Source organism: Lysinibacillus sp. RC79, assembly GCF_041262405.1.
GTDB lineage: Bacteria > Bacillota > Bacilli > Bacillales_A > Planococcaceae > Lysinibacillus.
This window is the reverse complement of the sequence record NZ_JBGCCD010000004.1, coordinates 219,650-241,703: the sequence shown is the minus strand read 5'-3', so window position 1 is coordinate 241,703 and position 22,054 is coordinate 219,650. Positions and strand designations below refer to the sequence as shown.

Annotated in this window: 20 protein-coding genes and 4 pseudogenes; 11 read left to right on the top strand and 13 right to left on the bottom strand. The window is 35.1% G+C overall.

The window, feature by feature from the left end:
- Positions 1-486, bottom strand: coding sequence for a DUF2975 domain-containing protein (locus tag ABH968_RS06150; protein WP_370043133.1), 486 nt, complete (start codon positions 484-486; stop codon positions 1-3).
- Positions 487-840: 354 nt separating this feature from the next.
- On the opposite strand from ABH968_RS06150, the pseudogene ABH968_RS06145 reads away from it, so the two are divergent.
- A pseudogene (locus tag ABH968_RS06145) lies at positions 841-1,679 on the top strand (tyrosine-type recombinase/integrase).
- 78 nt (positions 1,680-1,757) lie between these two features.
- On the opposite strand, the gene ABH968_RS06140 reads toward ABH968_RS06145, so the two are convergent.
- The 4 genes and pseudogenes from ABH968_RS06140 to ABH968_RS06125 all read right to left on the bottom strand — a co-directional run.
- Complete coding sequence (locus ABH968_RS06140) at positions 1,758-2,174, bottom strand: DUF4362 domain-containing protein (RefSeq protein WP_370043132.1); 417 nt, start codon at positions 2,172-2,174, stop codon at positions 1,758-1,760.
- 385 nt (positions 2,175-2,559) lie between these two features.
- On the bottom strand, positions 2,560-3,048 hold the full coding sequence (locus tag ABH968_RS06135) for an AraC family transcriptional regulator (RefSeq protein WP_370043131.1): 489 nt from the start codon (positions 3,046-3,048) through the stop codon (positions 2,560-2,562).
- Positions 3,049-3,090: 42 nt separating this feature from the next.
- Positions 3,091-3,462 (bottom strand): helix-turn-helix transcriptional regulator, encoded by a 372-nt coding sequence (locus tag ABH968_RS06130; RefSeq protein WP_370043130.1) that lies wholly within the window; start codon positions 3,460-3,462, stop codon positions 3,091-3,093.
- Positions 3,463-4,163: 701 nt separating this feature from the next.
- Positions 4,164-5,078: pseudogene (locus ABH968_RS06125) on the bottom strand (IS110 family RNA-guided transposase); the annotation flags it as partial.
- Between the two features lie 34 nt (positions 5,079-5,112).
- Between ABH968_RS06125 and tnpB (ABH968_RS06120) the strand changes: the two are divergent.
- From tnpB (ABH968_RS06120) to ABH968_RS06105, 4 genes and pseudogenes are all read left to right on the top strand, one after another.
- Positions 5,113-5,298 (top strand): IS66 family insertion sequence element accessory protein TnpB, encoded by a 186-nt coding sequence (gene tnpB, locus ABH968_RS06120; RefSeq protein ID WP_370043129.1) that lies wholly within the window; start codon positions 5,113-5,115, stop codon positions 5,296-5,298.
- Positions 5,222-5,470: an IS66 family insertion sequence element accessory protein TnpB gene (tnpB, locus tag ABH968_RS06115; RefSeq protein WP_370043128.1), complete on the top strand. Its 249-nt coding sequence runs from the start codon at positions 5,222-5,224 to the stop codon at positions 5,468-5,470. Before tnpB (ABH968_RS06120) ends, tnpB (ABH968_RS06115) begins: the two co-directional genes overlap by 77 nt.
- 108 nt (positions 5,471-5,578) lie before the next feature.
- Positions 5,579-7,069, top strand: a complete 1,491-nt coding sequence (gene tnpC, locus ABH968_RS06110) for an IS66 family transposase (protein ID WP_483308116.1) — start codon at positions 5,579-5,581, stop codon at positions 7,067-7,069.
- Positions 7,070-7,153: 84 nt separating this feature from the next.
- Positions 7,154-7,434, top strand: a pseudogene (locus ABH968_RS06105) (DDE-type integrase/transposase/recombinase); the annotation flags it as partial.
- A gap of 206 nt (positions 7,435-7,640) precedes the next feature.
- Here ABH968_RS06105 and ABH968_RS06100 read toward each other — a convergent pair.
- Positions 7,641-8,537: a DegV family protein gene (locus tag ABH968_RS06100; RefSeq protein ID WP_323646460.1), complete on the bottom strand. Its 897-nt coding sequence runs from the start codon at positions 8,535-8,537 to the stop codon at positions 7,641-7,643.
- A 164-nt stretch (positions 8,538-8,701) separates the two neighbouring features.
- Here ABH968_RS06100 and ABH968_RS06095 point away from each other — a divergent pair.
- Positions 8,702-9,290 (top strand): annotated as a pseudogene (locus tag ABH968_RS06095) (IS66 family transposase); the annotation flags it as partial.
- Between the two features lie 356 nt (positions 9,291-9,646).
- Here the strand turns inward: ABH968_RS06095 and ABH968_RS06090 are convergent.
- The gene (locus ABH968_RS06090; RefSeq protein ID WP_370043126.1) at positions 9,647-10,984 is read right to left on the bottom strand and encodes a Na+/H+ antiporter NhaC family protein; all 1,338 of its coding nucleotides are present in this window, start codon (positions 10,982-10,984) and stop codon (positions 9,647-9,649) included.
- Positions 10,985-11,104: 120 nt separating this feature from the next.
- On the opposite strand from ABH968_RS06090, the gene ABH968_RS06085 reads away from it, so the two are divergent.
- Together ABH968_RS06085 and ABH968_RS06080 are read left to right on the top strand one after the other, a co-directional pair.
- Entirely contained in the window at positions 11,105-11,977 is an 873-nt protein-coding gene (locus tag ABH968_RS06085; protein ID WP_370043125.1) for a LysR family transcriptional regulator, read from the top strand.
- A 747-nt stretch (positions 11,978-12,724) separates the two neighbouring features.
- On the top strand, positions 12,725-13,348 hold the full coding sequence (locus ABH968_RS06080; RefSeq protein ID WP_370043124.1) for a YitT family protein: 624 nt from the start codon (positions 12,725-12,727) through the stop codon (positions 13,346-13,348).
- Between the two features lie 681 nt (positions 13,349-14,029).
- Here the strand turns inward: ABH968_RS06080 and ABH968_RS06075 are convergent.
- On the bottom strand, positions 14,030-14,584 hold the full coding sequence (locus tag ABH968_RS06075; protein ID WP_370043123.1) for a helix-turn-helix domain-containing protein: 555 nt from the start codon (positions 14,582-14,584) through the stop codon (positions 14,030-14,032).
- 114 nt (positions 14,585-14,698) lie between these two features.
- On the opposite strand from ABH968_RS06075, the gene ABH968_RS06070 reads away from it, so the two are divergent.
- Positions 14,699-15,286, top strand: coding sequence for a LysE family transporter (locus ABH968_RS06070; protein WP_370043122.1), 588 nt, complete (start codon positions 14,699-14,701; stop codon positions 15,284-15,286).
- An 81-nt stretch (positions 15,287-15,367) separates the two neighbouring features.
- Here the strand turns inward: ABH968_RS06070 and ABH968_RS06065 are convergent, their stop codons facing one another.
- The 5 genes from ABH968_RS06065 to bioD form a co-directional block, all read right to left on the bottom strand.
- Entirely contained in the window at positions 15,368-15,490 is a 123-nt protein-coding gene (locus ABH968_RS06065) for a hypothetical protein (RefSeq protein ID WP_277815945.1), read from the bottom strand.
- A 572-nt stretch (positions 15,491-16,062) separates the two neighbouring features.
- A complete protein-coding gene (gene bioB, locus ABH968_RS06060) occupies positions 16,063-17,058 on the bottom strand; it encodes a biotin synthase BioB (protein ID WP_370043121.1) in 996 nt (331 codons plus the stop codon).
- Positions 17,059-17,649, bottom strand: coding sequence for a biotin transporter BioY (locus tag ABH968_RS06055; RefSeq protein WP_370043120.1), 591 nt, complete (start codon positions 17,647-17,649; stop codon positions 17,059-17,061).
- Complete coding sequence (gene bioA, locus ABH968_RS06050; protein ID WP_370043119.1) at positions 17,616-19,019, bottom strand: adenosylmethionine--8-amino-7-oxononanoate transaminase; 1,404 nt, start codon at positions 19,017-19,019, stop codon at positions 17,616-17,618. The genes ABH968_RS06055 and bioA overlap by 34 nt, the downstream gene beginning before the upstream one ends.
- The gene (gene bioD, locus ABH968_RS06045; protein WP_370043118.1) at positions 19,000-19,704 is read right to left on the bottom strand and encodes a dethiobiotin synthase; all 705 of its coding nucleotides are present in this window, start codon (positions 19,702-19,704) and stop codon (positions 19,000-19,002) included. Before bioD ends, bioA begins: the two co-directional genes overlap by 20 nt.
- 716 nt (positions 19,705-20,420) lie before the next feature.
- Here bioD and ABH968_RS06040 point away from each other — a divergent pair.
- Positions 20,421-21,194 (top strand): CPBP family glutamic-type intramembrane protease, encoded by a 774-nt coding sequence (locus tag ABH968_RS06040; RefSeq protein WP_370043117.1) that lies wholly within the window; start codon positions 20,421-20,423, stop codon positions 21,192-21,194.
- A 246-nt stretch (positions 21,195-21,440) separates the two neighbouring features.
- Positions 21,441-21,905 (top strand): hypothetical protein, encoded by a 465-nt coding sequence (locus tag ABH968_RS06035; RefSeq protein ID WP_370043116.1) that lies wholly within the window; start codon positions 21,441-21,443, stop codon positions 21,903-21,905.
- Positions 21,906-22,054: the final 149 nt, after the last annotated feature.

The following is a 22,054-nucleotide window of genomic DNA, read 5'->3' as shown; positions in this document are numbered from 1 at the left end:
TCAGACCGTCAAATCATTTTCTGATTTTATATTAATCGCTTCTTGTAGAAGCCGTTGGAGGATAGCAGCAAAAACGGCGATAATCAACGAAGCAAAAATGATGATGAGTCCCATTATTCCAATAGGAGGGTCAACTTTCTTTGCTATAAAATGGAAGAGTGGCAAACCTAATACATACAAACCACTGATTATAATCGCACAGCACTTAATGTTCTTTAACGCCTTTACAGATAATTCCGAGAACGCTGTGTTCTCGTCAATATACCGTAAAAGATTAAAAGCCTGATAGAGAGCAAAGTAAAAAGGCACAGCCGATCCATACATCACGATGAAAATGAGATATTTCATTAAGGGAATATTTGGATACAATTTCAATGCGAAATTCGCCATATGGGGTACTAAAAATATACATAAAGCAAGAACTGCAATTCCAGCCAGAAAAATAATTACCTTTAAGAAAGTTGTTGAACCTCGTTTAACATTCATATTAAGCACCTCACTTATTTAATAACATTATAAATTTAACACACAATTTATCGTTTTGCGATAAATCTGTATTGTTTTTTATTATATTATTATTGTTATTTATATATCCTTTTAATTTTGACATTCATTAAAATATTCACAATAAAAAACTCGCCCCATAACTAATGGATCGAGATATAAATTTGTTTTTATTTATTCGACTTTCATTTATATAGTTGAATTTCAGTACCCGACTTTGTTATCATTCGACATCAACTAAACTGCTCCGTTAGTGAAGTATTTTTTTCTATGTATACTCTTTCTAGCAAATTGGAAATAACTTCTCTATAAATAATATTTTTGGAGGAATGTATTTTGTTAGTGTCAAAAGCATGGGAAACATATGAATCTGAAAAGAGAATTGAAGGTTTTTCTTTACAAACTTTAAAAGCATATCATCTTCAGGCGACATTACTTACTCGCTATTTTGAAGATGTTGATATTGAGACACTTACGACTATTCAACTAAAAGAGTACTTATCAAAATCTAGTGTGTATCTTAAATCCTCTAGTCTTGCTCATCGAATTCGTTTTATGAAATCATTTTTCCGTTGGTCACATGAAGAAGGACATATATCTAAAAATCCAGCAGTTAAAATAAAAGAACCAAAAGTCGGAAAACGAATTCCAAGTTTTTAACCGAAAGAGAAATTGAACATTTAAGAGAGGCGTGCCATACTCCCCTGGAAAATGCGATATTTGAGTTTATGTTTTCAACAGGATGTAGAATTGGAGAAATTGTTTCACTAGAGAAGAATAGTATTAATTGGTCAGAACGCTCTGCAATCGTTAGAGGTAAAGGAGATAAAGAAAGAGAAGTTTACTTTAATATCCGCTGTGATATTTGGTTTAAAAGATACATTGAAAGTCGTCAAGATAGAGATCCAGCAATTTTTGTTACTGAAAGAAATCCACATCGTATGAGTATTGCACAAATGAGGTATATCATTAAACGAATCTCCAGTCGTGCTGTAATTAATAAAGATATACACCCCCATCAATTAAGACATAGTTACGCTACACACCTATTAAACAATGGTGCACCCATTGAAGTAATTCAAAGTTTAATGGGGCATGAAAAAAGTGAAACTACTCGGATTTATGCACAACTAAGTGGAAAGCTTAGGAAGGAATTTTATAAGAAATATTTTTAGTTTATTTAAAACAGAGAAACACCATAATAAATGTATCTCTGTTCAATTAATGCACCTCGTTTGTTTAAGTACTATTCTTCACAAACTAACTATTAGATGGTTTAGTTGTATTATTTTTGAAATGGGGACTGATAAAAATTCAACATTCTCGTTAAGATTCCCATTGCATTCGTTAAGAATATATTTATTGATTCCTTCTTCAGTCTCAACTATTATTTTTTTGCAGCTATATTCTTCAATAAAATCCCCATCAACACTATGAGAAATATTAATTTGTTCTCCATCAAATGCTAAAGTACTAACCCCTCGTTGTCCCTCTATCCCATACTGTACATAGTTAATTTCAGCTTTTTTTTGATTTTTTATATTCTCAACAAATCTATCTAAACTATCTAAATTTTGAATATCACCGTGCTCATTTATCACTTCTTCAATATTATTTGATTGACATCCTACCATTAATAGCAAAAGCAATCCAACAATAACAAACCTCATTTTCTCCCTCCTTCTGCGTGTAAATATTACACTAAAAAGTTCTATAACCTTCTTCCACTATCCTGCTTCGTTAGCACAAGAAGCGATTACTCTAATTAAACAATCGCACCCCGATAGTTTAAGTGTATTCATTCACAAATAGTTATTTCAACAAAATGGGTCACAGTTCAAAAACAAAATTAAAGAGCATCATTCATGAATGATACTCCTCTAAAAACTGCACTTATTTATGATACGGTTCAGCGAAACTATTGTAAAATTCCTATACAAATAAGGTCAACCAGTAAAAACTGGTTGACCTTATAATACGAAAGCACCTATTAGTTTATGTGTATTTATTCACATTGTATCAACTAACATTAAAGGCTACCCAAATATTGTATTTTCATTCAATCGGAACATAAATATCTGTCTTGCTCTTGGCTTTGAAGTTTTTTGGTGGCTCAGTAACGTATAATTCAAATGGGAATGAATCTCTCGGTGTGTATTCGCCTTTATTCAGTAACCAATCAGAATAAGCATATTTCCAAGCTTCTTCATACTCACCCAGCGTTAAATTGTAATGTAATACTGCGTATTTTCCGCCAAAAGTCATCGTACCGATTTGTCCTTCTTCTTCAATTGCAGTATCTGATGGAACCGTCATTGCTACGCTAGTTCGTAAATTTTTTGAATCAGTTACGAAAGGATTGTCATGGTATATAGTCATTACCTTTGTGACATTATCTTTGATAAGATCATATTTTTTTGCGAATTTGAATAGTTCATTGAACATCTTACGACTATTTTTTCTATACTCGACATAATTTCCTTTGAAGCGTACATAGATTACTTTCATTTCAATATTTTCTACTGTGATCGTTGGTTTTTCCATTAATATCATCTCCCTTAACTTAAGTATAGGGGAGACTATCTGCTATTTCTTGTCGTTTCTTGCTTTCCTGTATTCTAATGGAGACATTCTCATATACTTCTTAAAAGCTTTGTTGAAGGTACTTGCATCATTGTAGCCATATTGGAGAGCAATATCTGTGATGCTCAAATCATTGCGGACTGCGAGGAATATCCCTGATCGTTCCACTTTTATTCTGGTAACAAACTGTTTCACCGTCTCGTCACTGTATTTGCTAAATATTCGATGGAAATGATATTTGGACATATTTGCATTATTTGCTAAGTCATCTAGTGAAATTTTTTCACTCAGATGGCTTTCATTATAATCTTCGGTCTTGTTCACCAATCGAATATATTCATCCATGTCTTCACGCCAATCAAGTCTTTTATTCATTATAACAAACACTATGGGATTACTGGAACATTTATTCAAAATCTCACGATACAAGTACGAACATTATTTTTCATCCGTTCGCATTTACGCCTTTATTTTCTGTTCGAATGATCCAGTGACCTCTTCTTCAACTATCTGCCTGTTAGTGGATCAAGAAAAACTGAAATAATAACATTTCGGTTCAACTTTTTTATAAACGGTGTAATTTTTTCAAGACTATCTCTTATTATATAATAAGTTCAAATTTCCGCTTTACTATCACTTGTGATACGGTTCACCGAAACTAATATTATATTCGTAATAAAAATAGATTTCCTTATTGGACTAAACTCCCTCTATAAACATTGATGTATCAACGGTTTCCACCACCCCGTGGTGAAGAAAAAATAATTTCCCACTTCATTTATAAACAGTGTTTTGAATTTATAGTTATAATTTACAAGCTAGGTGTACGCTTCGCTAAAACTAATGTAAATCATTAGCTTTTTTATCCACTATGTGATGCACAATGGATCTCTGCGATACTTATGACGACGCACCCTCCCATGTCTCTTAGCGCCATTTGCGCTTACATTCCTTCGTTCGGTCTATTCATAAGGCAGAGGCCTGCTATGCTGCACCGGAGACTCATAGTCTGAGTTTAGTTATTTTGCTGGCTTCTCCGTGTCATCCTTCTTTTTATAGTTCGATGAAAGAATTGATTACGCTGCCTCTGCGAGACAGTAGAGGTCATTCATCATATGTTGCTCGTTAAAAAAGACTTTCTTTTTGCATATGCCATGTAATACCTTCAGTAATTTACCACAGAGTATCACCATTGACTGCTTTCCCCTTAAGGGATTTTGTTGTCGCGTTGTGTAGTATTTATGAAGCTGTTTGAACGCTTCATTATGACGAATTAGCGGTACTATTACTTTAAATAAAGTGTTTCTAAGCTTCTTTCGTCCTCGTTTAGAGATATGTTTTTGTCCCTTATGTTGACCAGACGAGCTTTCACGTAATGTTAAACCCGCTAGTTTTATAAGTTGGCGTGGATTTTCATAAAGTGAGAAGCTTCCTACTTCTGATAGTAAATCAACTATTGTCGCATCTCCTAAACCAGGAACTGAAGCCAGTATTTCATATTCCATTGTTGTTTGTGCCATTTCTGCTAATTGATTATTTATAGTTTCAATTTCAGTTTCTAATAACCGATACTGACGTAAGAGCTTGGCGATTTCATGTTGAGCCATCTGTGTTCCTTCTGTCAGTCCGATAGAGTTTTTCGCGGCTTCAATAAGAAGCTTGGCTTTCGGTAACTGTGGGGCTCTCATTCCCTTTACCTGTCGGTAAAGAAAGACCAACTCTTCAGCTGTTTTCTCTTTAATATCTTTTGGTAATGGCGTCATTTCTAGTGTTGCAAGTGCCATCTTCCCGAAATTAGGAAAAACTTGAGTAAACTCTGGAAAGTAGCGATCAAGCCAACGAATGATTCGGTTTTTGATACTAGTCAAATCCTCCGTCAATTTTGAACGAAGAGTAGAACCAATACGAAGCTCAGCTTCAATGTCTTTCAGTATACGTGGATAGCTGAAACGTCCATCCTTTAATAAGCGAGCGATGACTAGTGCATCTTTTTATCCAAATGATCCTGAAGGAGTTGAATAATCAATGAAGCAAGATTTTACGAGCGTGCAGAACATCTACATTATTTGCGGTAAGACCGATATGCGTAAAGGTATTGACGGTCTCGCAGCACTCATTCAGGATTCTTTTAAACTTGATCCATATAGTGATTCCATCTTCTTATTTTCTGGAACGAGTAAAGACCGTTATAAATGTTTGTTTGTATTTTGATGGAGATGGCTTCGCCATACTTTATAAACGATTAGATAATGGCAAACTGCAATGGCCAAAAGATGAAAAGGAAGTACGTAACCTTTCACAAAAGGAACTTCGCTGGCTTTTAGAAGGTTTATCGCTTCAGCAACCAAAAGCGATTATGAAATCTGCAAAAGGTGTCTTTTAAACCCACCTTAAGATGGTATAATAATCCACAACTATACTGAACGGAAATGTGGTGAATGATTTGACGAACGTTCCTAAGCGAGAAAATCAAAATGAACAATTAATTCGAATGCTTGAGCAACAATTAGCTCAGTCAAATCGACAAATCGAAGCATTGACTGAACAAGTTCGCCAATTAACCAAGGCTTTATACGGTTCAAAATCGGAAAAATCAAAGTATCAAGCACCAGACGGACAAGGTTCTTTATTCGATGACGATCCGTCTTTTAACGAATCTGAGCACACAGAAGAACAAAGCACAGCGACGATTACTTACACTGTTAACCGTAAACTACATAAGAAAAAACGGAATGATTCTTTTCATGAAGGGATTGAAATAGAAGAAATTCATCATCACCCCACCAATACACAATGCGACTGTTGCCTTGGCCAAATGACCGAAGCCGGTACAACTATTGCGCGTGAAGAAGCAAAATTCATTCCTGCAAAAATGATGCGCATCCAGCATATTGAACATGCCTACGAGTGCAAGCACTGTAAAATGGATGCCACACAAAAAGCACAAATGAAACGTGGGAAAGCCCCACAAGCTGCCATTCAGCGAAGCATTGCGGGACCTACCGTTCTAGCAAAACTCATCTATGATAAGTTCATCCAATACTTGCCCCTTTACCGTCAGGTAAAGGAGTGGGAACGATATGGCCTGCTTACGAATGATAAGAACTTATCAAACTGGGTAATCCGTGCAGCAAAAGATTGGCTTCTACCGGTTTATGAACAGATGAAGCAGACATTAACAGCAAAATCTGTTCTACATGTGGATGAAACCTATGCGCAAATAATCAAACGTTCAGACGGAAAATCTGGTCAATCGAACGCCTATAATTGGGAATTCCGCAGTGTGCCAAGCCAAGGACCGATCATTGTTCTTTTTCAAAGTGCATTATCGAGAAGTCGTTCTGTACTAGAAGAATTTTCAGAAGGCTTTAAAGGAACCATGATTTGTGATGGTTCTTCGGCATACGGTAATGTCACGTTCGCCAACTGTTGGGCGCATGTGCGACGTTATTGGCTGAAAGCCGATAGCAAAAACGGGCAAATTGGCGTGGATTACTGTGATCAACTGTATCACCTAGAACGACAATTCAAGCATCTTTCACCAGGTAAACGCCGAAAATCACGGCAAAAACATTCAAAGCAGATTGTAGAGAAATTCTTAAAATGGGTGGATGAATCACCTTTCTTCGGAAAAAATGCCTTAGCCAAAGTTGCGGAATACACATTAAATCGTGTACATGGATTAAAAGCTTTTCTGTTCGACGGTAGGATTGAAATCGATAATAATCCGGCTGAAAATGCGATTCGTCCAAATGTGATTGGTCGTAAGAACTGGTTTTTCTCTGTTAGTGAAGCAGGCGCTAAAGCGAATGCCATCTGTTTAAGTTTGGCTGAAACGGCAAAAGCAAACGGCATCGATTTCTATCAATACCTAGTGACGTTAATGACAGAATTGCCAAATTTACCGATTCACCAGCAGCCAGAGATTTTAAATAATTACATGCCTTGGTCGAAAAAAATCCAAGCCACATGTACAAACTAGCCATCTATCCAAAAAAAATTAGGATAGATGGCCATTCGTCGTGTGTACCGAAAAGGTGCGCTTTTTTTTTATATTTTGGGCTTACTCTATATCGGAGAAATTGTAGCGCAAACAATTGAGTCTACACAAGATACGTCATTCGTTTTGGATACTTTATATCAATTCTACCGCAAGGCTGCATCTTGCATAGCGATCAAGGTTCTGTGTACACATCATATGCGTATCAAAAATCAGTCAAAGAAAAAGGAATTACCCTAAGCATGTCCCGCAAAGGCACGCCCACTGATAATTCCCCAATTGAAACGTTCTATCTCGACGGAATCTACCGCACGACAAATGCGCATATGATTCAAATCGTCGAAGACTAAATTACCTATAATAACAATATCCGTATTCAAACAAAATTTAACAGCCAGTCCCCCATACCTGAATGAAAACACTGCTATCATTCAAAAAATAACGTTACATCTGCCAGTTTACTTAAGCTAAAATGCTCTCTGACTGTATAATAGTTGGTTTATAGGAATTTCGCAACTTCATGTACCTACAATAATTTAGATTACAATTATGTTTATATAGTAACTAATTCAGCTTTCTTTTTCTTAAGTGGTGCAAGCTCTGGTAGACGTACCCAACTTAAACCAAGCGTTCCTTCACCTGCATGAACCGCTACACAAGCACTTAGTGGTAATACGGAGAAGTTTATGAGCGGATATTCGTTCTCTAAAGCTTTTTTCCAAGCGGTTGCGCCTTCTTCATCATTACAGTGAATAATTGCAACTTCAGGGATAATACTTTTTTCTAGGTCTGTATTTAAAACATTTTGTACATATGTTTTAGCTCTAGTCGTAGCGCGTACTTTTTCTTTCATAACGGGCTTTCCATCTTCAAATGATATGACAACTTTAATATTCAACAAGTTACTTAAAAATGCTTGAGTCCCTGAAACTCGACCACTTTTATGTAATTGTGATAAGTTAGCCGGAATAAATGAAAGCTCACTGTTATCTGCCATCTCATTGATTCTTTCAACAATATAGCCAGGTTCAAAACCTTCACGCTCTAACTGCTGACCGAGTTTAATCATTTTCATCATCGGAAATGACCCGATTTTTGAATCCACTGGATATACTTCAAATTCAGCTTGACCAGCTGCTGTGAAAGTGCTTTGATAAGTGCCCGAAAGATGTTGAGAGGTATGAATTGCAATTGCACATGTATACCCTTGTTCTTTTAATGATTTATATAAGTCTACAACTTCACCAATAGCAGGTTGTGATGTCTTTGGATTTTTTTTAGCATTTCGTAGCTTTTCGTAAAACTGATCATGTGTCATATCAACAGTTTCGCGTAAAGCCCCTTCTTCGAACACTATATTAAGTGGTAATACGTGAATTTGATTGTCCTGTATGAACTTTTCATCTAACAATGCTGCTGTATCTGTAACCCATGCAATTTTCTTTCCCATTTAAAAGTAATCCCCTTCATCTATCGTAGAATATTATTCATTTTATCTTATGCAACTATACACAGATAAGATCATCATGAGTAGTGATATTTATAATACTGTATTTTTTTTACAATCTTCGACATTATTTCGACAATAATTGCGATAAAAATAGCATTTTATAAGCATACGGTAAGCTATCTAATATTTCATTCGCTAATTGTTGGGCGCATATACGACGTTATTGGCTGAAAGCCGATAGCAAAAATGGGAAAATCGGCTTGGATTACTGTGATCAACTGTATCGCTTAGAACGGCAATATAAGCATCTCTCACCAGGAAAGCGTCGTAAAGCACAGCAAAAGCAATCAAAACCGATTGTCGAAAAGTTTCAGGAATGGGTAGATAAATCGCCATTCTTCGGAAAAAACACCTTGGATAAAGTTTCCAAAAACACATTAAATCGTGTACATGGGTTAAAAGTTTCTCTGTTCGATGGTCGGATTGGAATTGATAATAATCCAGCTGAAAATCCGATTCGTCCTAATGTGATTGGCCGAAAGAACTGGCGTTTTTCTGTGAGTGAAGCTGGTGCTAAAGCGAATGCACTGTTTGAGTCTGGCTGAAACAGCAAAAGCGAATGGTATCGATTTCTATCAATATTTAGTTAAACTAAGGATGGAGCTGCCGAATTTGCCGATCCATCAGCAACCCCAAATTTTAAATAAATACATGCCTTGGTCGAAAAATATCCAAGCCACATGTGCAAAATAGCCATCTATTCGAAAAAAATTTCAGATAGATGGACATTCGTAGTGCGGTCCGGAAAGGTACGCATATTTTTTATATTTCGGGCTTACGCATAAAAAACGATAGGCATTCGAAAATTTAATTTGATAAGAAGTTTTAAATTTTTTGCTTACATTCATATGAAGCATACAAACAGCTCCTTAATAAATATTCTTACACGCATATTCTCATCTTATCCCTTCTTGCACTAACCTGCACCGTTAGTCAAAGATTCGAGTAGCTAAAAAACCTTACGTTATTGACCACTTGTATAACAAGAATAATTCCCATTACTTAAGAAAAGGCGACTACCCTAATGGTTATAATGTATCGTTTTTGCTTTAATTTTTTGTATCGAGTACATATTTTTTATAATTTAAGTCAATGACTTTAATTAACCCAAATAAAGGTACAAAATATAAAAAAAAGGCGTACGGTATATATCCTGCACCAACTGATAAAATTAGTGCCGGAAAAGTTGATGCAATATTCCAGGGTACTAAAGGAGCAATAATTAAAGCAGTATTTCCAATATCGAGTGCAAGATCAGATTTTTTTATATTTCTTTTTATATAGATTTTACTCATAAGTTGATGAGCGGTTATTATTGCAAATGTTTGACTACAGCCAATAAAACAACCAGCAATACTTGCTAAAATCATAGAAAAAAATGTTCCAAACTTTTGACTTGTAATTTCTAAAATGGTCTCGAAATCCTTAAGCATTTTTGTCCCTTCAAAGATTCCTGCATAACATGATGAGATTATCACTATCAAAATTGTTTTAAGCATTGGTAGTATCCCGCCACCATATAAAATATTCGAAATATTATTGTGAGAATTCATTTCAAATCCAAAAATAATAAAATGAACTATTTCACCAAATGATCTAGATTGAAGCAAAAGACTTTCTACACAAGCAATCATAATACTAACTAACAAGGCTATACGCACATCAATTTTAAAAATTACGAATATCAAAATAATAAGTGCAGGTATTAGAACCATTAAATTTAGATTAAAGGAATTTTGAAGTTCAGTATTTATATTTAGTGACTTAATACTAAGTGGGTTTTTTATTGATAAGATCACATAAATACTAACAGTTATAATAAACGGAACTACGGTTGATAAGGTCATTCTTTTTAAATTAATATAAAGATTGGTTTCAGTTAAAATCGCAATCAAATTAGCACTAGATGATAATGGAGAAATTCTCTCTCCAATATATGCAGCAGTTATTATAGCACCTGCAATTAAATCAAGATTTATATTACTTGCTTTAGCCAAAGTAATAAATACAATGCCAATTGTACCTACCGTTCCGAAAGATGATCCTATAATGAATGAAACAACTAAAGTAATAAAAAAAACTGAGATGATGAAAAGATTTGGATTAATAATTTTTATCCCATAAAATATAAAAGCAGAAATCGTTCCACTACTCATCCAAATAGCAGTAGATACGCCAATTAATATCAAAAGAATATAAATTTGATTTGTTTTTAATGCACCTTTTAATAACATAGTTAATATTTCTTTTATCTTATATCCTCGTTTTAATGCTAGTAATATTAAAATACTTAAACCAAATAAAAGAGGATAAAAAATGTAAATGTTCTTAAGGATGCAAATAATCAATGTAATAAATAATATTAAAAGTGAAAATACTATATCCATAAAACTCTCTCCCAAATAAAGAATAGTTTTATTTTACTAAACACTTATATATAATAAAAATATCTAAATGATATATCATTAATAGTATTTAGGAATAAATTAAATTGGAGATGATTTTTTATGGATATCAAACAACTTAAATATTTCCTTGCCATTGCTGATGAAGGCAACATTACTAAGGCAGCAGAAAAATTGCATATGGCACAACCACCACTTAGTAAACAATTGAAAATATTAGAAGATGAATTGGGTATACAGTTATTCGAAAGAAATACTAGAAATTTAAAAATCACAGAATCAGGGGAAAGATTACAATACAGAGCGAAACAAATTATTGATTTACTCGAAACTACAGTTAAAGAATTAAAGGATTTCGACGAAGGCAAGTGTGGTATTCTAAAAATCGGAACTCTTGCAGTTACCGGTGATGCAATACTGCCCGATCAAATATATAAGTTCAATCAAATATACCCTAATATCGGATTTCAAATTATACACCGTAACACACCCGAGATTTTGGATATGTTAAAAAAGGGATTAATAGATATCGGTATTGTCAGAACCCCTATCGATTCAGAATATTTGGATTCTATTTTACTGCCAGAGGAACCTATGGTGGCGGTTACTGTTGGAGAACCATTTTGGAAGGAAAATGAATCTTCGAAGATAGCAATATCGGATTTATTTGAACAACCATTACTCGTACACAATAGATATGAGAAAATGATAACAATGGTATGTCAAAATGCGGGATTTGAACCAAAAATAATTGGCAGAATCGATGATACTAGATCAATTTTACTTTGGGCAAATTTAGGTATTGGTATTGCAATTGTCCAGAGAGATTGGCTACAATTATTTAAAAATAATGACTTTAAATATAAAGAAATTTCTGAAAAATCATTACTTACTCAGACGGCTATTGTTTGGATGAAAAATCAATATATGACTACTACAGCACGTCATTTCATTGAAACATTTCTCAAAGAATAAGTACAAAATTGAGTATTTTGGGGGCCTCCTCTCTTTTAAGAAAGCCTGCCGAAAAGACGACTACCTATTAGGTCTATCCAATTGCTCTCCTCTTAGCTCATTTTTTTACAATCTGTGTACTTAGTGCTCAAGAAAGGATTTAGACTGCTGTATCTTTAAATGAAACTGATAAAAAATATCTTAGAGAAAAACTTAATTTTCTTTAATTCGACGGAAATGTGGAAATGAACCTTTAAATCCTTTCTCTCTTAGGATTGGTATTACTAATTTTCTTTAAAGAAGAAACCATACTATTTCTTTCAACTGACATTTGTTAAAAACCTCAATTCTAAAAAAATTAAATCTTTTCCGTATAGATTCTCCCTAATATAAACATTTCCCTTCTTCAAGTAACCTGCCCCGTTCGTATTTGAAATGACGGATACTTATGATAATTTACGATTATCGGAATTTCAAACAGTTTAATCGAAATAGTTAATTTTACTTTATCTTTGCACCAGAATCACACAATACCCTCCTATCAATTCAATCCTTTTATAATCATTCTGAATGTTTTTTTCTTGTTAAAAGGTTGCTATCCGTTGGAGATAGTGACTTAAATAGCATCTTGATCTGTAATGACCATTTTCTAATCATAAATATTTCTAATTATAACTATCACTAATCTATATTTCACTTAATGATTGAACTAATATAATGTAAAACAAAAGAGAAATACTGTGATACATACAAGGAGATGTAGTAGTTATGTCGCAACATTTATTTAAAGCAATCATTCTTGCATTTGCCTCTGCCATTCAAGGAGCAGCTATGTCTATTTTCTTATTTCCTCATTACATTCCATCCGGTGGTGCTGCCGGAATAGGTGTGTTATTAAATTACATATGGGCTGTGCCATATGCAACGAGCATTTGGATATTAAATGCGGTGATGGTAATTGCCGCCTTCAAGTGGCTTGGAACAAGCAACGCAGTGTGGACAATGTTTTGTGTCGGCGCAGCTGCCTTCACTATCCATTCACTTTCTCCACACATTCATCATCCAATTGGAAATGTATGGGTCGATTTAGTAATTGGAGCCTTTTTATTTGGTTTTAGTGTGGGAATTTTATTTAAAATGGGGGCTTCTTCAGGAGGAATGGATATTTTAGCTCTTATTATATCATCTTTTATAAAGCGACCTCCCGGAAGCATATTATTTTGGATTAATAGTTTGATATTACTTGTTGCCGGTGTCGTGATCGATTGGAAAGTGATCATGTATGCCCTGATTTGCCAATGGTTTGGAACAAAGCTGATTGATATCATCGGAAAGGGAAGCGTTTCTATACCTGTACTAAAGAAATATTCTGGTGCAAAAACTTTAAGATAATTGCAAGTAATCTCTAAATCTTTGACATCCTTATACGATTATCAAAACGCAAACCCTGTAGGATAGTCAATGGTGTAGCCCTGGATGGAATAAAGTTTGATTAAATTAACTTAATAAACCTTGATATAAGAGCAAATAGAAAAGCGTGTTTTGAAAAAAGTTTGATCAAAACACGCTTTTTTTCTCAATTGAAATTAACTGTCTATTCCACTAAACTGCACAGTTAGTTCAATAAGAAAAAAGAGCTACCTATGCAACTCAATAATCTTTAAGTAAAGCCCCCATTAGTAGAATAAGTAAATTCTTCTTTTGGTTACAGAGTAGGTCAGTACTTTTGCTTTAGTCTTCGTCTATGATGTAAGAAAAAGAAACGTTATTCCAAAGCCAATCTCGGAAAAATCCTTCTACTGCTTTTTTATCGCTTTATCGTCCATTTCTTCAACTATAACTAATTCTTGTAAAGTGACGGCTTCTTTCACTTGTTTTGTAGACACTGAAAAAGTAACGGTTTTACTCATTAATTAATACTCCTGTTTTCCTCATATTTTAGTTCTAGTATTACTAAATACCGTACCTCTTATTGAACTAAACTGCCCCGTTCGTTGAAGAGCAACAATCTTTACGAAAACAGCCTTAAATAAAGATCATCTGGCCCAATGGATACACATTCCAGTTATAAATTTAGTTTGGATAATAGATAGTCATACTTAATCGTGTTAGCGTATCACTAGGATTCATGTAGATGTGTGGACGATCTGCTTTAAATCTAATGGAGTCACCACTCTTTAAGTGAATTTCGTCTTCATTGACTCTAATCACTAGTTCACCATCAAAAACGGTGATAAACTCCTCTGTGCCATCTTTATGAGCCTCAGCGCTTAATGTCCCTTTTCTTTCAATCTCCACCGTGTATATTTCAAAACGGCTATCCTCTTGAAAAGGAAAATATGGATACACTCTATACCGTCCATCATCCTCAGATAATATTTGAACATCTTCTCTAACAATAATTTCGGTATCAGGCTGAGGATTATTAATTAGAGTAGTAAAGGAAACTTTTAACCCATTCGCTATTTTCCAAATAGTTGTAAGAGTTGGACTGGACTCTCCCCTTTCAATTTGTCCTATCATCGTTTTACTTACTCCGCACAATTGAGAAACTTTTTCCAAGCTTAATTTTTCTTTCTCTCGAATAGCTTTTAAATTTCTAGCAAAGATAAGTTGAATTTCTTCCATTACATAACCCCTCTTCAAATGTACAATATAACGACCATTATGTATAATAAAAAGACGGACGTTATATTGTTTATTTCAGACATTATAACAAACAAATTCAAGGGGGGGCCACAAATGCCTTTATTTTCTTTTTTAGTATTCGTTATAATCACTAGCTTTACACCAGGTCCTAACAATATCATGGCAATGACATTTGCAAACAAATATGGATTAACAAGAACTCTTCAATTTTGTATAGGTGTTGGGGTTGGATTTTTAGCGATTACAGGGTTGAGTAGTTTATTTAATAGGGTCCTTACAAATATCATGCCAATGATCGAATTTCCTTTGACCATTCTTGGTGTAGGCTATATGTTGTATTTAGCTTTTAAAATACTAACGAGCAAAGAGAATGATAATGATAAAGAAGAGGAAAACAAACGAAACTTATTTTTAGTAGGCGTCTTATTACAATTCATGAATCCTAAAGGTATTTTGTTCGGCATTACAGTAGTAGCAACCTATATTCTTCCCTATTATTCTTCCTATGTCAGCTACTTTCTTTTTTCTTTATTTTTAGGAATGGTAGGTATAATGAGTACATTCAGTTGGGCCCTATTTGGTTCAGTTTTTCAAAAAATTCTACAACAGTATCGTCAATCGTTTAATATTGTGATGGCTCTTTTATTAGTGTATAGTGCGATTTCAATTCTCGTTCATTAATAGGATAATCTGTACAACGTAAAAAACAACCCTCTTCGTGCGCTTTAGCGTCGAAAAGGGTTGCTTCACTTTAATCTGAAATTATTTTGTATATGTTAAAACTGCATTTTTCTTGAATTTAGCTAAAGCTTGTGTTGCCTCATTTTTGTTTGTATACTCAAAAATTCGAACATCCTTTTTATCAAATACTGTAATAACCCACATAATTAAATTCTCCCTTCCAATTCGTTTTTGTAATATAACAACCACCAATAATTGTGATACTTTTTTCAAACTGTTTTATAACAATTCCTTACTTGATTCTTATTTTACGCTGATTTTTTTAAAAATAAAGCCTTATGTGAAGCCCTTCACAAACTGTTCAATTTCAAAACGCTTTCATTGAACAATTTGTGAAAACCTGATTTTTCAAGGCATAAAAACAGTTCTTTTCGTTTTATTATCCGTCACTTTTTTTCATTTATATGCCAATCGTAGGGTTTCGACGATGCTGAGCACTTGGTCATGCTACCTGAGCAGTTTTTCTTGGTAACCCGAGCACTTTACCCTCCTACCTGAGCGTTTCTCCGTTGAACCCGAGCACTTTCCCTCCTACCTGAGCGTTTTCCCGTTGAACCCGAGCACTTTACCCTCCTACCTGAGCATTTCTACGATTTTATCCGCCCAACAGAAAAACAGAAAAAGCCATATGTACGCCTTTTCCACGACGCACATACGACTTTCCAATTCGATGATAATTAAGTAGTAGTAGTAGATTTTATTTCATAAGTTTTTATTTAACAAAATGCTTCTTCTTGCTTCTCTGATAATTCAATGTCAAAGCCTAAATCCTCAAGCATACGATAATCACTGTTTGCTTCTTGTCCTTCAGTTGTTAAATAATCCCCAACAAAGATACTGTTTGCTGCATATAAGCCTAGTGGCTGAAGTGACCCAAGATTGACTTCTCGACCACCAGAAATGCGAATTTCCTTAGTTGGATTAATATAACGGAACAACGCTAAAACTTTTAAGCAATAACGTGGATTTAATTCTTTTGTCCCTTCTAGTTTCGTGCCATCAATCGCATTTAAGAAGTTGACCGGAATGGAATCCGCGTCTAATTGATGAAGTGCACGCGCAATATTCACGACATCTTCTTTTGTTTCTTTCATACCAATAATGGCACCTGAACAAGGTGAGATTCCATGCTTTTTCGCAATTTCAACCGTATTAACACGGTCTTCATACGTATGGGACGTAGTTATATAGGAGTGATGTCGTTCAGATGTATTTAAGTTATGATTGTAACGATCCACCCCCGCTTCTTTTAATTGCTGTGCCTGTTCTTCTTTTAACAAGCCAAGACAAGCACATACTTTTAAGCCATACTTCTCTTTAATTTCTGTAACAGCTTCACTTACTACATTGACATCCTTTCGAGTTGGCCCACGACCACTTGCCACGATGCAATACGTGCCAATTTTATTGTCAAATGCTCGTTTTGCCCCCGCTAAAATTTCCTCTTTCGTAATGAATGGATATTTTTCAATCGGTGCTGTTGATTTTGATGACTGTGAACAATAGCCACAATCCTCCGGGCAATAACCGCTCTTAGCATTCATAATCATATTTAATTTTACTTTTTTCCCATAGTAATGCTTACGAATAGCAAAGGCACCGTCCATCACCTTCAATAGTTCATCATCATCACTATTTAAAATGGCAAGTGCCTCCTCATTGCTAATGATTTTCCCTGCAATAACTTCCTCTGCTAACTGTAACCAATTCATTTAGACATTCTCCCTCTCTGCTTGTATAATTTTTAAAGTCCTTGCTGAATTAAATACTTTGTATAGTCGCTCGGCCAAAAATGCAGAAGCTATCGCTAAGCAAAAATCTGCAACAATGCTGTTTAAAAAGCCAACTACGAAAATATGTGACCAGCTCGTTTTCATATGTAACCAGAAATTCAAAGACACATATAAATACGGAACTGCCACCCCATAAATAATAATAAGCCCGACAATATTTGCACCGATAAAATGTTTTTTCGTTGGCGTATCCACTCTTTCAATCATGAAACCAATTACTAAAGCGGCCAGTGCAAAGCCGATAAGGAAGCCAAATGTTGGTTGCAATACATAGGTGATGCCTCCACCTTGAGTAAAAACTGGCAAACCAACTAAACCAACGCCTATGTAGACGAGCTGACTTTGCAATCCACTGCGACTGCCGAGCAAACTGCCTGCTAAAAATACAAAAACAATTTGTAATGTAAATGGCACTACTGGTAGCGGTATTTTAATAAATGCACCGATTGCGGTTAACGCAGCAAACATCGCAATCATCACAAGTGACAGTGTTGATTGTCGTTTGAACAACTTACTCCCTCCCGGTCCTCAAAAAATTGCATGATTGTATCTTTTGTTGTATCAATCATAAAACTCATTTCATCATCAGATATGATGTATGGAGGCATGAAATATAATATATTGCCGAGAGGACGAATCAGTAAGCCCTTTTCTAAGGCACGTTTATATATTTGAAAGCCGATACGTTCCTCACTCGGTAGTGGCTCCTTTGTTTCACGATTAGCGACTAATTCAATTGCGCCAACTAGTCCTACCTGTCGATATTCACCAACAAACGGCAACTCTTCAAATGCCTCCATAGCTAGCTTTCGCATACGTTCACCCTTGTTTTGTATCGTGTCGAGCACACGTTCCTCTTCAAACATTGTCAAAACTTCTAGGGCTACGCGACAAGCAAGTGTATTACCAGAATAGCTATGGGAGTGTAAAAACGCTTTCATTGTACCGTAATCATCATAGAAAGCGTTGTATACATCATCAGTCGTTAAAACAGCGGATAGTGGCAAATAACCACCCGTTAAACCTTTAGACAAGCACATAAAATCTGGAGCAATATCCGCTTGCTCACAGGCAAATAATGTACCTGTACGTCCAAACCCTACTGCAATTTCATCTGCGATAAAATGAACATCGTATTTTGTACATAGCTCTCGCAATCGCTTCAAATAAATTGGAGGATACATTTTCATCCCTGCAGCTGCTTGAATAAGTGGCTCAATAATAATAGCTGTAATTTCTTCATGGTGCTGACTAAGCTCCTTTTCAACAAACTGTATACATTGGGCTTGACAGCTTCCAGGATTCTCTTGAAAAGGACATCGGAAGCAATCCGGTCCTTGTGCACGTACTGTATCCAATAAAAGCGGCTGATACACTTCGTTATACAGCCCTACCCCGCCAACAGATAAGGCACCAAGTGTTTCACCGTGATAAGCATCCGTTAAAGCTAAAAATCGCTTTTTCGTTGTTTTTCCCGTCTGCATATGATATTGAAAACTCATTTTAAGTGCGACTTCTATTGCTGACGAGCCGTTATCTGCAAAAAATACTTTATTTAAACCGTCTGGTGTTAAGGCGACTAATTTTTCTGCCACCTTAATGGCAGGTTCATGTGAAAAATTCGCAAAGATCGTATGCTCTAATGTAAACGCTTGATCGCTTAATGCTTGACTTATACGCGGATTCGTATGTCCAAATAAATTGACCCACCAGGAAGATACGGCGTCTAAATAGCGATTATTATTTTCATCATAAAGCCATACACCTTGTCCTTTTTTAATAACAATTGGTGGAAATTGCTCATAGTCCTTCATTTGTGAGCAAGGATGCCAAACATGCTGTAAATCTCTCGTCTGCAATTCAGTTAATGCTTGTTTCATATTTGAACAACCTTTCAAACAAAGATGTGTGTGAAATGGAATAGTCAATAATATGTGAAATATCCTGAAGCTTTGGGATCGTCGCATATGGCAAATCATGATATTGTAGAATCATTTTCACATTATCTCGTTCCATCTGACTACCTGTGTCTCCATTAAATACAATGCCAAGAACCTCAACATTACGAGCATGTAATGCCTCAAGTGTAAGCAATGTATGGTTAATCGTTCCTAGTGTTGTTCGTGTGACAAGAACGACTGGAAGCTTACTTTGAACGATGACATCAAGAAGAGTATTTTCTCCATATGTATCCAATGGGACAAAAAGTCCCCCTGCGCCTTCACAAATCACGACATCATTTGCTTGTTGTAGCAACTGAATTTGCTGTAATAAATGCCCCACATCAATTTGCTGTCCCTCCAGCTGTGCAGCAAAATGTGGTGATGCGGCTTCCTTAAACGAATAGCCATTTAAATTTTCTTGTTTTAATCTTTGTAATGAATACTTTTCATACATTGCTGTATCGTTGTAAAAGTAGTACCCATTCTCATAAACTTCGCCAGTTTGCACAGGCTTATAAGGCATGACTTGTAAATCATGCTTTTGTAATTGACGCATCAGTAATGTAGTGATAACCGTTTTACCAACATCTGTATCTGTCCCAACAACCCAAAAATGTTGCATCGTTAACCTCCCCCTCTTTTTAAGTTAACCATTGACACTATTCAAGTTAACACATTTAATTTTATTTTGTAAATGCTATTTCCATATTTCTTCAAAAACAACCCATTTCTATGCAAAAAAATAGGAAATTTGTGATAACTTAAAAGACTTTTCATCAATAAAAAACACTAGTTTCTTACCATGCGGTAAAAACTAGTGCTGGTTAATATATATTTTCACAGGTTTTTTATTAAGTAGAAGGCCTATTACCATAACGTGGGGTTGATTTCCGTTCCGGCTGGGCGCTTTCCTGGGGGCGTCCGATGAGCCGCTTAGGCCAACACGATGTTGGTCACGAAGGCGTTATCACAGGACGTGATGGGTTTTAGCCTTCGTTCCCCTGTTTGCTCGCTCCAGGGTCTCATCTGTGACGCTAATCCCCGAGGAGTCGCCCAGCCTCCACTCCAATCATCTTATATACATCATATCACCACTAATTTTTAGTAATAGGCAATTAAGTACGCATAAACAAAATATCAACAAAAAGTCATTTTTTCGCTTAATAATAAAAATATAAAAGCATTATTGTACTTAAGTCCCACCTGTATATTTCTTGCTCCCATAAAACTTTAGTGCAGATTAAATGTAACTATGACAAAAAAATATATAGAAAAATATAATAATTTATGTTTATATATTATTTGTAAATATATCCTTTATATAGAAGGGGTTTTCTAATGTCCTATCTGCTGCAGTTACTCATTTTCGGCATTACAGGTTCGTTAGTATACTATGGTGTTTACTATGGAACACCGCTATTAATTAAAAAGGGTGTACCATTAATTTATGCTTTTTGGTTCTTTCTTTGGTTTCCTGTAATGAGTTTATTTCCAATCTCGTTACTACTGTATCATTTAGAGGGAAATGCTTGGACATGGCAAAATATTTTGGAAAGGTTTCGCTTCAATCCTTTAACAGAAAACGATTGGTATTGGGTTGTGGGAGCAATTATTGTTACAATATTCGCTGACCTATTTCTTGAACCTTTAGGTAAGTTTTTTGCGAAACTTCCAATGCTTGCCCCACCAAGTTATCTTCCAGCTCCATTTAATCCATTAAAAAGGATGGAATTACCTCCATCAGAATTTTTCGGTGTTACGCTTTATAGAAATTGGAAAATGATAACCATATTTATTCCGTTACACCTTTTTGCAATGTTATGTGAGGAACTAATGTGGAGAGGCTTTTTCCTCCCTATCCAACAAGAGATTTTCGGGAATTGGGCTTGGGTAGTAAATGGATTACTTTGGGCATGGGTTGTTCATGCTTGTTTGAAGTGGCATTTTATCAATATGCTTCCTAGCATGCTTATTGCCCCATGGATTGCTCAATTTACTAATTCAACATGGGCTTCTTTTGCAACTCATTCTATTGGAAATAGTTTACTATGGATTTTGTTATTAGTGGGAATAACTAAAAAAACTAAACCTCAAAATATAAACTCAATTTAATTTTATAAATCCACTTTAAAGTCTTGTTACATAAGTAAGTGTAGCAAGATTTATTTTTTTATAAACACACAATAAATTCCACATAAATTTCATACTCACCCTTTATCAACTTTTAAGCTTGTATTTTAGCTGGATTTCTATTAACATCCAGAAAATTTTATTGCTTCATTTCTTTTCTGAATTTTATAGAAAATTTAAAGGGTTTTACTCTTCGTTCGTAGTATTAATCTAAACGGGGGTGGCTGTATGTTTGGTATTTTTAAAGAGTCAGACAAGATTATTGATACTTATGAGCATGTTAGTTTTATTTTAAAATCCTTGCTCACATACGAGCTAAAAGACTTACCTATTCGCTATGAGTTTTGGTATCGTGTGGCAATTCGTCAGGAAGAATTGCGAACGTTAAATACCGAGCATAGAGCTAAGATCTCTATGACTACAGCAGTAGGACGATTTCACCAAAAACAATACGAAGGAACGAAACAAAAGTTAGCAAAGCTTGAACGTCTCGCAGATATGTATAAATCGTTTTGTATTGAGGAAGAACGAGAAGCATTAAATCATCGACTCCATTTTCATAAAGAAGCGATTTCTGAACTATATGAGCACGTCCAAAATAAAGAGCTATATGTGTATTGCGATGCTGTACAACATCAATTTTGGGATGCAGTAAGTGAAGACATATTAAATGCAATGGCCCACCTAGATTAAGTAGGTGGGCTATTGCAAAGACAATCCTTTGATAATATTATTTAATTCCCTCATAAAGACATGAATCGAAATAAAAGCATGAAAATGGTCGATTTCATCTTGTACACCAATTCCCCCTATCAGTAAACTGATCTACTAAACGATATTCT

Coding starts and splice junctions, on each gene's coding strand:
- ABH968_RS06130 (WP_370043130.1), bottom strand. CDS start 3,462: ATGAATAAAAGACTTGATTGGCGTGAAGACATGGATGAATATATTCGA.
- tnpC (WP_483308116.1), top strand. CDS start 5,579: ATGCTTGAGCAACAATTAGCTCAGTCAAATCGACAAATCGAAGCATTG.
- ABH968_RS06085 (WP_370043125.1), top strand. CDS start 11,105: ATGGATATCAAACAACTTAAATATTTCCTTGCCATTGCTGATGAAGGC.
- ABH968_RS06100 (WP_323646460.1), bottom strand. CDS start 8,537: ATGGGAAAGAAAATTGCATGGGTTACAGATACAGCAGCATTGTTAGAT.
- ABH968_RS06140 (WP_370043132.1), bottom strand. CDS start 2,174: ATGAGGTTTGTTATTGTTGGATTGCTTTTGCTATTAATGGTAGGATGT.
- bioD (WP_370043118.1), bottom strand. CDS start 19,704: ATGCAACATTTTTGGGTTGTTGGGACAGATACAGATGTTGGTAAAACG.
- ABH968_RS06135 (WP_370043131.1), bottom strand. CDS start 3,048: ATGGAAAAACCAACGATCACAGTAGAAAATATTGAAATGAAAGTAATC.
- tnpB (WP_370043129.1), top strand. CDS start 5,113: ATGAAGCAAGATTTTACGAGCGTGCAGAACATCTACATTATTTGCGGT.
- ABH968_RS06090 (WP_370043126.1), bottom strand. CDS start 10,984: ATGGATATAGTATTTTCACTTTTAATATTATTTATTACATTGATTATT.
- ABH968_RS06150 (WP_370043133.1), bottom strand. CDS start 486: ATGAATGTTAAACGAGGTTCAACAACTTTCTTAAAGGTAATTATTTTT.
- ABH968_RS06065 (WP_277815945.1), bottom strand. CDS start 15,490: ATGTGGGTTATTACAGTATTTGATAAAAAGGATGTTCGAATTTTTGAG.
- bioA (WP_370043119.1), bottom strand. CDS start 19,019: ATGAAACAAGCATTAACTGAATTGCAGACGAGAGATTTACAGCATGTT.
- ABH968_RS06070 (WP_370043122.1), top strand. CDS start 14,699: ATGCCTTTATTTTCTTTTTTAGTATTCGTTATAATCACTAGCTTTACA.
- bioB (WP_370043121.1), bottom strand. CDS start 17,058: ATGAATTGGTTACAGTTAGCAGAGGAAGTTATTGCAGGGAAAATCATT.
- ABH968_RS06035 (WP_370043116.1), top strand. CDS start 21,441: ATGTTTGGTATTTTTAAAGAGTCAGACAAGATTATTGATACTTATGAG.
- ABH968_RS06040 (WP_370043117.1), top strand. CDS start 20,421: ATGTCCTATCTGCTGCAGTTACTCATTTTCGGCATTACAGGTTCGTTA.
- ABH968_RS06080 (WP_370043124.1), top strand. CDS start 12,725: ATGTCGCAACATTTATTTAAAGCAATCATTCTTGCATTTGCCTCTGCC.
- ABH968_RS06075 (WP_370043123.1), bottom strand. CDS start 14,584: ATGGAAGAAATTCAACTTATCTTTGCTAGAAATTTAAAAGCTATTCGA.